The organism is Clostridium cellulovorans 743B (genome assembly GCF_000145275.1).
Classification (GTDB): domain Bacteria; phylum Bacillota; class Clostridia; order Clostridiales; family Clostridiaceae; genus Clostridium_K; species Clostridium_K cellulovorans.
In genome coordinates, this window is sequence record NC_014393.1 from 3,875,855 (window position 1) to 3,888,875 (window position 13,021).

A 13,021-nucleotide genomic window follows, 5' to 3' on the forward strand; every position below is an offset into this window, starting at 1 on the left:
CTAAATTAAAAATATAGTTTTTAAAAATTCTTTCATTTTGATTTTATATATTACTTTTTAACTTTCTTAGTAATATGTTTAAACTAAATACTAGAGCATCCGGATCGCTATGAGATTATTATAATTGATATTTAAATGAACTATTTATATTTTTCTACGTAATGCAAAATATTGGTTTAAAATACACAAATTACAACTTAAGATGCAATTACTTTAAAAATACAATAAAAGTAGCTTTCTTTATTTTATAGAAAACTACTTTTATCAATCTTATATATTTAATTATTAAAGATTATGTTACTTTTTAGTAATTTCAAGTTAAATGACAGCTAATTGTATGTATAATAATCACTGACTTGCTATTACCTTGCTCTCAAGATAAAAACCAAATGTAGCTACTTCAGTATCATTTTCATGTTCATCTTTATATACACATATAAACTCTCCATCTATATAAACTACTTCTCTATTAAAACCTGCATTTCCTTTAAAGTAAAAAGGTGGTTTAGATGCCTGGTCTACAGACGTATCAATATTTCTATATTGAGAACCTTTTGCTAAAACTGCACTTAAACTTTGTTTATCCTGTGTAATACTAAAATAGCAATTAGATCCAGTTTTTTTTGCTAGAAACACTACATTATTATCAGTATAATTTTCATTGTTAATAGTACTATTAATATCATTAATAGCTTCAGCTTGAGCACTTACGGAAGATACAGAAAATGGATATTCACATAAAACAGTAGGTCTAGGTTCTTTAATATCATTACTATGTTGTAAACCCTCAATTTGTAAAGCTTTATTATTATCAGCTAAAAGTTCCTCATTAATATTTTGTGAAAAATTAGTAAGATTAATAGAAAACTTTTCAGAATTATAAGGTATTATTTCTAGCCAACAATTTTCAACATCCCCACCTAATCTTAAATCGGAGTCTATGATGATTTTTGACATACGGGTATCTAAATACATTTGCCCTGTTACTCCTTCTAATAACTTAGAAAGATCTGGAACCCAATTATTTGCATCTAGAGTAACTGACTTTTGTAAAGGTTCTATAGTTATTTCTACAGATTGCATTATACTATCCTGAAACTTTGGATCAAAAATTATTGATATATTATTTGACATTATACTAATTCTCCTTTTTATATTTAGTGACGAGAGGCTTTTAGACCTCTCACTAACTTATTTTTCATTTTGAATACGCTTCTTTATAAAGACAGGCTAACTATTTTAATTGTTTTATATCATCATAAAGCAACAAGACTCTTAAAATTACCCATATAACTCCTTCTTACAGTTACATTAAATTGCAAATCTTCATCTATTATTAATTTGTATGTATTATTAAACCAAGGTATCACTTCGGTTATTTTCTTAATATTCACAATAAAGCTTCTATGACACCGAAAGAAATTATGTTCATTTAATCTATTTTCATAATAATTAAGAGTTTCTTTACTTTAATTGAGGCTTTTATCCTTTGAGGATCGATGGGTTTTTGTATATAATCAACAGCATTTAATTCAAAGTCTTTTATTGCATATTCATCATATGCAGTAACAAATACAATTTTGATTTCCTCATCATGTGATAATATTCCCCGGCAACAGCTAGTCCATCAACTTAAAGAGAAAAACTCCCAAAGGAATATAGTAGCCAATAGAAATTATGCCATAACTATTTAATATATCATTACCAGCGATTAGTATTACAAACAATACTGCACTAAATACAAGAAAAGAAGATTCTCTTTTCTTCAACAATGCTTTTGCAAGAACAATGAGCAAAGTAACTAATATAAATATACCTATTATTTCATAAGGTATAAAAAATAAATTACTATATTTTTCTACCAAAATTATAGTTATTACAGGAAAGCATAATCCGATAACTTGTGAAAATCTCAAAAACCCTTGTGGTATATCCAATGGAAATAATGATAAAATCCCATTATTAATATACTTCCCAAAAGAAACATATCAACATATTCTTGGGTGTTATTTTGGTTATTAAGTATATTGATATCACCCAACTCTAACCCCGTTACAAATCCACCATAGGCATATCCATAATTTGAAACTTGAACCGTTATGTAAAACTGTCTGTTTTGAGGATAGATTGATATTAACTGTGGTTTGAACGTGCTTTAGAATTATTGTCTTTATAACTAACAATACCTGCCTGAAAAACTTCGTTATCATCTACCCATATTCTGCAAGCAGAAATAAACGCCTTGGTATTAATAGCAAGGTCTTGAGAGAGATAGTCAAGGTCAACTAAGAGTCTGTATGTACCATATCATTCATTAGGGAATTTCTTCCCTTTAAGTTGATAGTTTGTCCACGAACTATCAACTACTACAATGTCTTTTTCATAGAAAGTCAGTCCCTAATTAAAATTCTCTGGATAAAGCAGTTTATTCCAATAAAATTCCCATTTACCACTAAAAAAATTGTTCCATCCTTTTTAAAATCCCAGTTGGAAAGTTTAAACTCTCCCCCAATAGCTTTTGGTGTTTTTTTACTTGCTAATTGATACTGTTTGCATCCCAAAAAGAAATTTAACATTAGAACCATAATAATCAATGCTAAGATTACTTTTAATAAAATTTATATTAAGGCATATATGAAAATAGTTATTTTACCCTTAATATTAACAGATATAAATTAATTTGTATATCATTTACACATACATATTTTACAATATAATGATTTTATTAACAATATAGAATCCTTTGTTTTGTATTAACTTTAATTAATTGGCTCTTATACTTTATTCCCTATATTAGGTCTACTAAACAACTCTGGCTCTCGTGACACTAAAATAATTTCATTGCATGTTATCCTCATTTTTTGTATTTTTTTTACTAAAATAGCAATTATAATAATGACATAGCAATCCGGATGCTGAAAGAATTAATTTTAATATCTATCATGATTACAAAACAATTAATAGAAAGAAGGTTTTAAAATGCAAAACTTAGAAGGAACTTGGACATGTATTGATAACGGAACATATTTTATTAGATAAAAGGAAAATAATATTTATATAAATGGTAGTAATTTTGATGCTACAAGTAACGAAAAGTGGGTAAACGTAGGTTTTGGTATTATTAACCCAGATACAAGTTCAGTTGTAGTTTATTGGAGTGATACACCAAACAGTACATCTCAATCATACGGAGTTGAATATTTAGATGCTGGCAAAGAAGGTGTAATTACTAAAAAATCTGGTAGTAGTTATGGATATGGTAACTTTACAAAAATCAAATAAAATTTTTATAGAACAAAGCGTGTCTCAGGACACGCCTTTTTTTTACCACTCCCATTTTTTTTCACAACCCATAATTCTTAGTCGTACCAATACTTAAAAGGCACTTTTTTATGGCAAAAAAAGTTCTAATTCCTATACAATCAGGACCACCCGTCAAACGGGTGGTTTGCTTTAGCCCTATAAGGGCATGTTACTGGCCGTGCTACTCGCACATTGAGCGGTTTGCCAACCGCATACCTTTACTGGCTGCACCTAAAAGGTGCTTTATTTTTTGCCTTTGTTTACTGATTCACCCGTAAACGGGTCAATAAATTCTTTCAAGCTCATTTGTTCATATGCTAAATCTTCCTGTATTTGATTCTTTATGTATTCTTCTATTATCTTTTTGTTTCTTCCAACTGTATCAACGTAATAGCCTTTACACCAAAATTGCCTATTCCCATATTTATATTTCAAATTTGCATGTCTGTCAAAAATCATCAATGAACTCTTACCTTTCAAATACCCCATAAACTGAGAGACACTTAACTTCGGAGGTATACTTACAAGCATATGTATATGATCCTTACATGCATTTGCTTCAATAATTTCTACTCCTTTATGTTCACATAACTTTCTAAGTATTACCCCTATATCCGCTTTTATTTTTCCATATATGATTTGTCTCCTATACTTTGGTGCGAAGACTATGTGATATTTACAATTCCATTTACTATGTGCTAAACTACTATTATCCATTACGGATATACCTCCTTTGTACTTTTGGTTGTGGTCGGCAAACCTACTACCATTTTACATTGGAGGTATTCTTTTTTTCTACTCATCGCTAGAAGCTTTTTAGAACCACAGGTAAAACCTGTGGTATTCGTAAAACAATAAAGAAGCCCGTCCTAAGGCGCGTCCTTCTCCCATTCACACTTCTAGGCAATAGCCTGTAAATGGCTGTTTACAGTTAAAATTGCTTTATTTATAAAAGGATCTTGGGAATCCTTCCCTATACTTTCCTCTAGTCTGAATACCCCCAATCCCTTCAAATCCAGTTATAGTACTAGCAAGCAATGTCTTAATATCAACCACCTTATCAATACTTGCATAAGCAATCTTTTCACAGATAAATACAGGATCGAGGCAATGAATTAATACCCGTTTAGGTGCACTAGCTAGATTTGCGCCTGCTCACAGTACCAAATTGCGATAATTTGGAAAATATTTTCAAACTACACTTTAAATCTTTATCAAGAACTGTATAAGAATCTTCCTGAAGGAACTATTGCTGAGAAAATAATTAAACTTAGAAAAACTCATAACTTGGAACGCCATGAATTAGCTAATATGTCTAGATTACATTTAGATACTATTATTAGATGGGAACAAGGTGTGTTTCCTAAACCTGAGAATGTTAAGCTTTTAGGTGAGATGTTTTCTATTCCTATTGTATATTTTGATGAATATTATTCTATATATTATAGTAGCTATCAAGATAGGATAAGGGAATGGAAGGATAGAAATAGGTATTCTTATTCTATGGCTGAGGGTATTTTAGGAGTGTCTCATTCTGGATTTGCTCGGTTGCTTAGTGGTAAGATTAGGCTTTCTTATGATATGTATATGAAGTTAAAAACTTTGAATGTGTTTTAATCCTTTACGCATTAACTATTTTCATATAAACACAGATATTAAGTTTAGATTCCTCTCTCTCTAAACTTAATATCTGCTATTCTTATAGTTATAAAATTCTTTCATTATTGATTCGCAAATAATAACTATAAGTTCCTTTCTTTTTTATTTAACTTTGTATCTATAATATATTGAGGTATTGTATTCTTGTCTTCCTGCAATGGAACTCGGGAAAGCTTTCGTAGCAAACTTTTGATAGCATAATAACAGTACCACCTTTGTGATAGCCGCATTACGAAGCCATACCGATGTGTTTCGCAAATCGAACGGACATACATAAGAATCTGGTATAAAGCAATTTTGGCACGGTCATTGTTGTTAATAACTAAGGGCTTGCCGCTTATTTCACTATATCCGGAGATGAAATCTGGTTCTTTTTCTACATCCTCATATAACATTAAAGCTGAGGAAAAACTAGCAAGAGGATCACCAAAAAAACTGCGTTCAAAATCTATAACACCTGATATGTGGAATCTCTTTTTTTTCACTAGAAAGATATTTCCTGCCCACATATCGAAATTTACTAAGCTTGGCGTATGAACAGCATCAAGAATTTCCATTCTAGAGTAGACAGCTCTTCTAATCTCAGTATGTGGAAGCCGAATACCCTGTTGTTCAGCATCTGTCAATGCACTATTCATCATAGCGGTAAAAGCCTTACCCCATGTATTGAAGCGTCCATTTTCGTCATCATTGATATATCCAAACCAATCACCTTTAACACTATGAAGTGCAGCAGTGTATTGACCAAGCTCTCTCATTAACGTAGGTTGCTTAATTGTCCAATGTTCAAACCATACAGTTCCTACAACCTGCTCCATAAAGAAGTAATCACATGGAACCTCCGCTCTGGAAAAATCATGTGCATAAACCTTTGGAACCGGAATCTGTACATCTTCTAAAAGCTTATATACATAAACCTCTGTGCGCAGAATATCCTTTTCATGTTCTGTCACTTGAGCAGAAGCATTTGGTCCTGTTTTTAAGATTAACCCCTTGCTCAGACTTTTGCTGCCTTCAATCAGATAAACTGTATTGAAGGTACCGCCTTTCAATTCCCTGATTTCCGTTATTTCCGCATTTGGAAAATGTTTATGAACCAATGTGACAATCAGCTCAGCTGAAAACATATTTTTTGTTGAAGTTTTCATAATGTTCCCCCTTTCTTATGCAGTTTCAGTAGAAAATTGACTGTTATACAAATCTGCATAGAAACCATTTTGTTTTATTAATTCTATATGTGTTCCCTGCTCAATAATTGTTCCGTTGTTCATGACTAAGATGTGTTCGGCATCACGGATTGTAGAAAGCCTGTGTGCTATAATAAAGCTGGTTCTGCCTTTCATTAAAGCATTCATAGCCTTTTGGATTTCAACCTCGGTACGGGTATCTACGCTTGAAGTTGCTTCGTCCAGAATCAGTATTGCAGGATCGGCGAGTATCGCTCTTGCAATTGTAAGCAACTGTTTTTGTCCAATAGATATATTGGAAATTTCATCATCCAAAACTGTATTATATCCATGTGGAAGTGTACGAATAAAATGATCGACCCTTGCTGCTTTAGCAGCTTGCACAATTTCCTGTTCGCTGGCATTTTCTCGTCCATATGAAATGTTTTCCGCTACCGTTCCAGTAAAAAGCCAGGTGTCCTGAAGAACCATGCCAATCATTGAACGTAGCTGCTTACGACTCATATCCTTAATATCCGTACCGTCAACCATTATTTTGCCGCCATGCAGTTCATAAAAGCGCATCAAAAGATTAACTAGGGTAGTTTTTCCTGCACCAGTGGGACCTACAATAGCAATTTTACTTCCAGCTTTCACATTGATGTTGATATCATCCATCAATATGGCATCATCATCATATCCAAACCGAACATGTTCAAACTGAACTTCACCTTTTGATGAAGGAAGCATGGAAACAGTATCCTCATCAGGTATTTCTTCCGGCTCATCCAGTATCTCATATACACGTTCAGCAGCAGCAACCGCTCCTTGCAGGGAGTTGATAACGTAGGCCAGAGTCATTATTGACTCCGAAACCTTATTGGTATACTGGAAAAATGCGGGGATGTAACCAATGGAAATACCACCTTGCAAAACTAGAATAGCACCGCCCACGGCGACAACAACATAACCCAGGTTATTCAGAAACTGAATTATAGGATTAATGATATAAGTGATAAATTGAGCTCGTATGCCAGTTTTGAGTAGATTCTCATTTAACTCCTTTGCAGTTTTTATCATTTCATCTTCTAGGTTAAATGCCTTGACAACCACATTTCCAGTAAAGGCTTCTTCAATACTAGCGTTCAGTTCTCCAAGAGCATTTTGATTATCTGCTTGATAACGCTGGGTTTTCCCCGAAATCACCCCTGCAATGACAAGGCTAATAAAGACGGTACCCAGTACAATTAGCGATAAAAAAATGTTGATAGAAAACATCATTATAAGAGCACCGATAATGCCAACCACCGAGGAAAGCAATTGTGATAAGCCTTCTTGCAAGGTATCTGCCACTTTTTCCAAATCGCTTGTTATACGACTTAATATATCCCCCTTTTTGTGGGTGTCATAATAGCGTAGTGGCAACTTGTTCAGCTTTGTGCTGATTCTTTTTCTCATGGAAATTGTCAAGTTCTGTGCAATGCCCGCCATAACATATTGTTGCAGATAACCGAATAGAGCTCGTACCAAAAATATGGTAAGCAAGGAAAACATGATAAAACCCATTGTTGACAGGTTTAATTGAAATGTCACACCTGTTGACACCGCATCCTGAACACCATCAGAAATCTGATTTATGGCTTGTGCAAGCAGCATGGGATAGATGATACCTAAAATAGAGCTTATAACGATACCAAAGAGTACGGTAATTATTTTCCATTTTTGCACCATCAATTCCTTGATAAGCCGGGATACGGTTCCTTTAGTGTTTTTATTCTTAACGACACTTTTTTGCTTGTCCACGTTTCTTCCTTCACTCATGCCAATCCCTCCTTACTTAATTGAGATTCTGCTATTTGCTGATACACCTGACAGCCATGCAACAATTCATTATGAGTTCCCTTACCAGCTATCCTGCCATTATCTAGAACAATGATTTGATCAGCATCCATTATAGTGCTAATACGCTGTGCTACAATGATAACTGCAGCGTCCGCAGTTTCGCTTTTCAAGGCAGCCCGCAATTTCGCATCTGTTTTGAAATCTAATGCTGAAAAGCTGTCATCAAATACAAATATCTTAGGATTTCTGATGATTGCTCTGGCGATTGAAAGCCGCTGCTTTTGCCCACCCGAGAAATTTGTTCCCCCTTGTGATACGGGCGAATCAAATCCTTTATCCAAACCAGCTATAAATCCATCTATTTGAGCTATTTTAGTAGCATGGAGCATTTCTTCGAATGTTGCGTCCTTTTTCCCATGCAGGAGATTGTCAGCAATTGTTCCACTGAATAAAAACGCCTTTTGCGGAATATATCCGATTTCGCTCCTAATTGTCTGAACAGAGAGGTTACGGATATCCTCACCATCAATGAAAATGTCACCTTCCTGTGGTTCATAGAACTGCATAAGCAGATTTGCAATTGTTGATTTTCCTGAACCAGTGCTGCCGATTATAGCAGTCGTCTGCCCTTTACCCGTGCAGAAGCTGATATCGTGAAGAACAGGCTCATCTGCACCGTTATACCCAAATGTCACATTTCGAAATTCGACTTTTGTAGTGCTTGAATTTTCATTTTGTTTGGTAAGTTCTTTGGATAAAGATGATTCAATATCTAATACGGCGTTGATTCGCTCTGCACTGATATTCGCTTTTGGGATCACCATAATCGCCGCAATACCCATGATTAAATATGTCAAAGTAATCGTAGCGTATTCAATGATTGCGATAAGATCCCCCAACTGCATCATACCAGAAGATATTCGTAGTCCTCCCACCCATATAATCATCAGAGTGCATAAGTTCATAATGAGAATGATTAGTGGCATCAATACGGCAAACAGCTTGTTGATGCGTATTCCCAGTTTGCCATAGTCTGTGAAGGTTTCATCCATACGTTTTTTTTCGTAACCTGTTCGGCTGAATGCCCGGATGACCCTAACACCAATAATCTTTTCACGGACACTACGGTTCATATTGTCCAGTAAAACTTGTAGTTTACTAAACATAGGCACTGCCTTTTTGCTTAAAAGCAACGCCAGCAGAATCACAATTATCATTACTCCCACAATGGAAAAGGCCAGTATACGGTCTTTTGAAAAAGCCAGTATTAATCCAGCGATAGTCATGAATGGAGCAGGAAGCAGCATTTCTACCACTGTGGAAAATGCCTGCTGTATTTGAATGACATCATTGGTGTTTCTATTAATCATGGACGCTGTACCAAAACGATTAAAATCATTAAAGGATAAATCCTGAATCTTACGAAATAAAGCATTTCGAATGTCCCTACCTATAAGTGCAGCATTATGTGAAGACAGGTATGTCTCTAAAATTGAAACACCAACAACAATTGCCGCTGCCAAGAGCATTACACCGCTGATTCTCCAAATGTAATTCAGATCTGCCCCAATAATGCCTTTGTTCACAATCTCTGCAGTTAATGTAGGAATATAAAGTGTTCCTAACACTTTTAATAACAATAATACCAGCATAGCAGCGACCTGCTTTTTATATGGCTTTAAAAAACGAAAGAGTTTTATCATTTCAACCTCCTGTACCCGATCATGATTTAAATTGTGAATCATCTAGGCTTTCATTTATAGTTATATGTTCCTTGAAAGTATCCGCATAATCTTTTATCATATCAATGGTAAGCTGCATTATTTCAGGAGGCATTTTCTTAAAAGCTGCTTCTTCAGCTTTTACAACCCTCTCCATTATTCCTTTTGCATATTTCTGCCCAGACTCGGTTAATTGTATGGTCTTATTCCGGCGATCTACAGCTATTTCTTTTAGTTCGACAATTCCCCGTTTCCAAAAGTCGCTAATAACTGTGTTTACAGTCTGTTTTGGTAAATATGTCTGTTGACATATTAGTTTTTGCGTGCAATTTTCAGGTGTCCAGTAGATAATCTCTAGCACTGAAAAACTCACATATGATAGCTCAACAGATTTTGCATACTGCTCATACAGTTTCAAAATCGAGTTCCAGCTATCATTAAATTGTCCAATCAGTTCCCTTGTATTAATTTCATCCATGTGGTATCTCTCCTTCATCTGCAATTAGTCCAAATCAATTATAGTCCTAAATCATTACTATTCTTATTTAAGATTAATTATAGTATGTATTATGGTGATTGTCAATCCAAGAATAATAAATTTGCCTAAGCTTAGAAGAAACCTTTTATATTGATATCTTCCAACCCAGTTAATGTTCTCTTCTTATGATTTACTATTTATTTTGACCTTTATTTTTTATGCAATTTTTTGTTATTTTTATCACTTGAAGCCTCCTGAGAAATTATAGCAATTCTCTTGTGAACTTTTCTTAAGCTAAAATATCTTTAAGTTTTTCAGTTTATTATATTAATCTACATTTTTGATTTTTTTAGAGTCTTCTACTATCTTGACATCTAAAATATCTAAAATAAAAATAAATAAAGGTATCCCTAACAATAGCCCCCACATGCCCATAAACTCCTTCCCAAGAATTAGTATTGCAAATATAAAAAATATTGGTAAAGAAGTTTTGTCAGATATTAGTTTAGGATTTAATACATAACTTTCAAAGCTATGTAACAAAGCAATCATTATAATAACAGATATTAATTTAGTTACACCACCAATTTTGAATGCTATTAAAGAAAGTGGTATTAAGGATATTATGACCCCAGCAACTGGTATAAAACTTAATACAAATATCATAAATCCTAAGCCTATTAATTGTGGAAATCCCATAATCCATAAAGCTATTATGGAAAGAATAGAATTCACTAATGCTATTAAAAATTGAGCCTGTATTACCTTTCCAAAGGAATTTATGAAATTTGTGCCAAAATACTCAAGTCGATTATAAATCCTTGATACCTTACTTGCTTTAAATTTGTATAAAAATTTTTTTACTCTTTCTATATCTAAAACGAAAAGCATACTTAATATTAATGAAATTAATAAATTTAAACTTCCCTTCAATAAAGCTTTACCTGTAATGACAACCGTATTCATAAATGTCTCATAAGATTTTGATATATTAATTTGTTTAGTTAAAAATTCTATATATTCAGACCAACTATCGGGAATCTCAATTTTTGATATTTCTCCGTATATAATTTGGACTTCTTCTATAATTTCAGGAGTATATCTAAAAATAATAAATCCCATTAATCCAATAATAACAACATATAAAACAATTATTACAACAGTTCTTGGCAAATGTAATTTACTTGCAATATGTTTTTGTAAATTATACATTAAATAAGAAAATATAAAGGTAAAAATAACTAAATTCAATAAATCCCTCATAAGGTATATTATTAAAGCTATAAGTATAAATTTAGCACTAGCTCTTATTACGCCCTTTGAAAATTCTTCTTTTTTAGGCTACATATGGTAATCCCTCCTTTTTAAGCAATAATACTTCTCTTAAATCTCAATAGTCTACTACATAAAAGTGTTAGGTATTTTTTTATTTTTAAGTACTACTCTAGAAAGTTTAGTTTAAACTAACTACTTAAAATTAAATCTTTTTTAACTTAAGTTTTGATACCATCAGATAAGCAAGAACTATAATTAAAATATTAGATAGAACTATAGATATCCTAGTGCTAGGTACAAATAAAGAAAATAATGCAAGAAAAGAACCTGCAAGTGTTATTGGTATTCCAGTAAAAGTACCATCAAATTCACTCACATTATATTTGGCCAATCTATAGCAACCACATATTATATAAGTCAGTATGAAAATAACTCCAGTAACTCTAAGAATTTGATCAGAAGGAATATACTTAACAAATAGCAATATAGCTGGTGTAACTCCAAAGGAAATTAAATCTGCCAAAGAATCTAGTTCTTTCCCTAATTCACTATGCACATTTAAAAATCTGGCAATCCTACCGTCATACCTGTCAACTAAAGCAGCTAATATTATAAGTATGGCTGCTCCTAAAAAATTTTTATTTAAAATTTCAATTATTGAAATAACCCCAAATGATAAATTTATAAATGTTAATATGTTTGGTATATACTTTTTAAACATGTTTTTACTCCTTTTGTTTGGATTATCAAATTACATACTTTTGTTAATTTGCCTAACCTGTGATAGCTTACTTATAAGTTTATCTTTATAAATTATTACAAGTACAAATATCACTAAAGTTACAAATGAAATTATTATTGTCGATATATAGTTTCCGTAATGAATATTAGCGCCTATACTAACAGAAGCTAAAAGCCAAGGGAATCTACTAATAAGTAAAATTCCAAAGAATTTTGCAGGTTTAATTGGTGTTAAACCTGCTACGTATATTAGGAAGTCTTTTGGTAACCCAGGTATAATAAAAAATATAAATAAAGTAATAGAGAATCTTTTACTGTCCATAATATCTAAAATCAATTGAGATTTTTTCTTTTTAATGAGCTTTTCTATAAAAGAAGCTCCTATTAATCTTGTAAAATAAAAAGCTATAATAGATCCAAGTAATATTCCTAATATTGTATATAATAAGCCTAGAGGCGTACCGTATATATATCCACCAGCAACTTGAATTATTTCACCAGGAATAGGTGCAATAATAGTTTGTAGTATTTGAAAAGAAACGAACATTATAACTCCAAACTTACCAGTAGAAACTATATAATCCCTGAACTTATCAAGTGATACAGTAATTTCAATGAGATACGGTAAATATTTAATAATTAATACAACTGCTAATCCTCCCAATAATGCCAATAGTATTTTTCCTATTAATACAAACTTTGTTCTATTCATAATTTTCTCCTTTCTTTGATGAATTTAATAATTAATAGTTTATCTATCACATCTTAAGATTTGCATATATTAAATCTTAAGAATTCTTAAGTCATCTTAATATTATAGATTTAAGATGGAGTGC

Annotated in this window: 12 protein-coding genes and 2 pseudogenes; 1 reads left to right on the top strand and 13 read right to left on the bottom strand. The window is 32.5% G+C overall.

The annotated features are described in order from the left end of the window. Positions 1-348: 348 nt before the first annotated feature. From CLOCEL_RS15785 to CLOCEL_RS22415, 6 genes and pseudogenes are all read right to left on the bottom strand, one after another. A complete protein-coding gene (locus CLOCEL_RS15785) occupies positions 349-1,134 on the bottom strand; it encodes a hypothetical protein (RefSeq protein ID WP_010073219.1) in 786 nt (261 codons plus the stop codon). Between the two features lie 122 nt (positions 1,135-1,256). Then, positions 1,257-1,406: pseudogene (locus CLOCEL_RS23555) on the bottom strand (LytTR family transcriptional regulator DNA-binding domain-containing protein); the annotation flags it as partial. 26 nt (positions 1,407-1,432) lie between these two features. Then, a complete protein-coding gene (locus CLOCEL_RS23810) occupies positions 1,433-1,606 on the bottom strand; it encodes a response regulator (RefSeq protein WP_087943107.1) in 174 nt (57 codons plus the stop codon). A 13-nt stretch (positions 1,607-1,619) separates the two neighbouring features. Next, the gene (locus CLOCEL_RS22055) at positions 1,620-1,937 is read right to left on the bottom strand and encodes a 7TM diverse intracellular signaling domain-containing protein (RefSeq protein WP_010073221.1); all 318 of its coding nucleotides are present in this window, start codon (positions 1,935-1,937) and stop codon (positions 1,620-1,622) included. 1,609 nt (positions 1,938-3,546) lie between these two features. After that, the gene (gene tnpA, locus CLOCEL_RS15795; protein ID WP_013291570.1) at positions 3,547-4,020 is read right to left on the bottom strand and encodes an IS200/IS605 family transposase; all 474 of its coding nucleotides are present in this window, start codon (positions 4,018-4,020) and stop codon (positions 3,547-3,549) included. 225 nt (positions 4,021-4,245) lie between these two features. Continuing rightward, positions 4,246-4,458, bottom strand: a pseudogene (locus tag CLOCEL_RS22415) (sporulation peptidase YabG); the annotation flags it as partial. 156 nt (positions 4,459-4,614) lie between these two features. Here CLOCEL_RS22415 and CLOCEL_RS15800 point away from each other — a divergent pair. Then, the gene (locus tag CLOCEL_RS15800; protein WP_010073224.1) at positions 4,615-4,920 is read left to right on the top strand and encodes a helix-turn-helix domain-containing protein; all 306 of its coding nucleotides are present in this window, start codon (positions 4,615-4,617) and stop codon (positions 4,918-4,920) included. A 125-nt stretch (positions 4,921-5,045) separates the two neighbouring features. On the opposite strand, the gene CLOCEL_RS15805 is transcribed toward CLOCEL_RS15800, so the two are convergent. The 7 genes from CLOCEL_RS15805 to CLOCEL_RS15835 all read right to left on the bottom strand — a co-directional run bounded on the left by CLOCEL_RS15805 (position 5,046) and on the right by CLOCEL_RS15835 (position 12,897). Further along, complete coding sequence (locus tag CLOCEL_RS15805) at positions 5,046-6,110, bottom strand: phosphotransferase family protein (RefSeq protein WP_013291829.1); 1,065 nt, start codon at positions 6,108-6,110, stop codon at positions 5,046-5,048. A 15-nt stretch (positions 6,111-6,125) separates the two neighbouring features. Continuing rightward, positions 6,126-7,949, bottom strand: a complete 1,824-nt coding sequence (locus tag CLOCEL_RS15810; RefSeq protein ID WP_010073227.1) for an ABC transporter ATP-binding protein — start codon at positions 7,947-7,949, stop codon at positions 6,126-6,128. Beyond that, entirely contained in the window at positions 7,946-9,673 is a 1,728-nt protein-coding gene (locus CLOCEL_RS15815) for an ABC transporter ATP-binding protein (RefSeq protein ID WP_010073228.1), read from the bottom strand. Before CLOCEL_RS15815 ends, CLOCEL_RS15810 begins: the two co-directional genes overlap by 4 nt. A 19-nt stretch (positions 9,674-9,692) precedes the next feature. After that, complete coding sequence (locus CLOCEL_RS15820; protein WP_010073229.1) at positions 9,693-10,169, bottom strand: MarR family winged helix-turn-helix transcriptional regulator; 477 nt, start codon at positions 10,167-10,169, stop codon at positions 9,693-9,695. A gap of 327 nt (positions 10,170-10,496) precedes the next feature. Beyond that, positions 10,497-11,480, bottom strand: coding sequence for an AI-2E family transporter (locus CLOCEL_RS15825; RefSeq protein WP_341271466.1), 984 nt, complete (start codon positions 11,478-11,480; stop codon positions 10,497-10,499). 166 nt (positions 11,481-11,646) lie between these two features. After that, positions 11,647-12,165, bottom strand: coding sequence for a CDP-diacylglycerol--serine O-phosphatidyltransferase (gene pssA, locus CLOCEL_RS15830; protein ID WP_013291830.1), 519 nt, complete (start codon positions 12,163-12,165; stop codon positions 11,647-11,649). A gap of 30 nt (positions 12,166-12,195) precedes the next feature. Then, positions 12,196-12,897 carry a TVP38/TMEM64 family protein gene (locus CLOCEL_RS15835; protein ID WP_010073232.1) on the bottom strand — a complete coding sequence of 234 codons (702 nt, stop codon included), beginning with the start codon at positions 12,895-12,897 and terminating at the stop codon, positions 12,196-12,198. Between the last annotated feature and the right edge of the window lie 124 nt (positions 12,898-13,021).

Bases quoted from the DNA above. Each gene is read 5' to 3' on its own strand.
- CLOCEL_RS15785 (WP_010073219.1), bottom strand. From the start codon at position 1,134: ATGTCAAATAATATATCAATAATTTTTGATCCAAAGTTTCAGGATAGT.
- tnpA (WP_013291570.1), bottom strand. From the start codon at position 4,020: ATGGATAATAGTAGTTTAGCACATAGTAAATGGAATTGTAAATATCAC.
- CLOCEL_RS15800 (WP_010073224.1), top strand. From the start codon at position 4,615: ATGTCTAGATTACATTTAGATACTATTATTAGATGGGAACAAGGTGTG.
- CLOCEL_RS15805 (WP_013291829.1), bottom strand. From the start codon at position 6,110: ATGAAAACTTCAACAAAAAATATGTTTTCAGCTGAGCTGATTGTCACA.
- CLOCEL_RS15810 (WP_010073227.1), bottom strand. From the start codon at position 7,949: ATGAGTGAAGGAAGAAACGTGGACAAGCAAAAAAGTGTCGTTAAGAAT.
- CLOCEL_RS15815 (WP_010073228.1), bottom strand. From the start codon at position 9,673: ATGATAAAACTCTTTCGTTTTTTAAAGCCATATAAAAAGCAGGTCGCT.
- CLOCEL_RS15820 (WP_010073229.1), bottom strand. From the start codon at position 10,169: ATGGATGAAATTAATACAAGGGAACTGATTGGACAATTTAATGATAGC.
- pssA (WP_013291830.1), bottom strand. From the start codon at position 12,165: ATGTTTAAAAAGTATATACCAAACATATTAACATTTATAAATTTATCA.
- CLOCEL_RS15835 (WP_010073232.1), bottom strand. From the start codon at position 12,897: ATGAATAGAACAAAGTTTGTATTAATAGGAAAAATACTATTGGCATTA.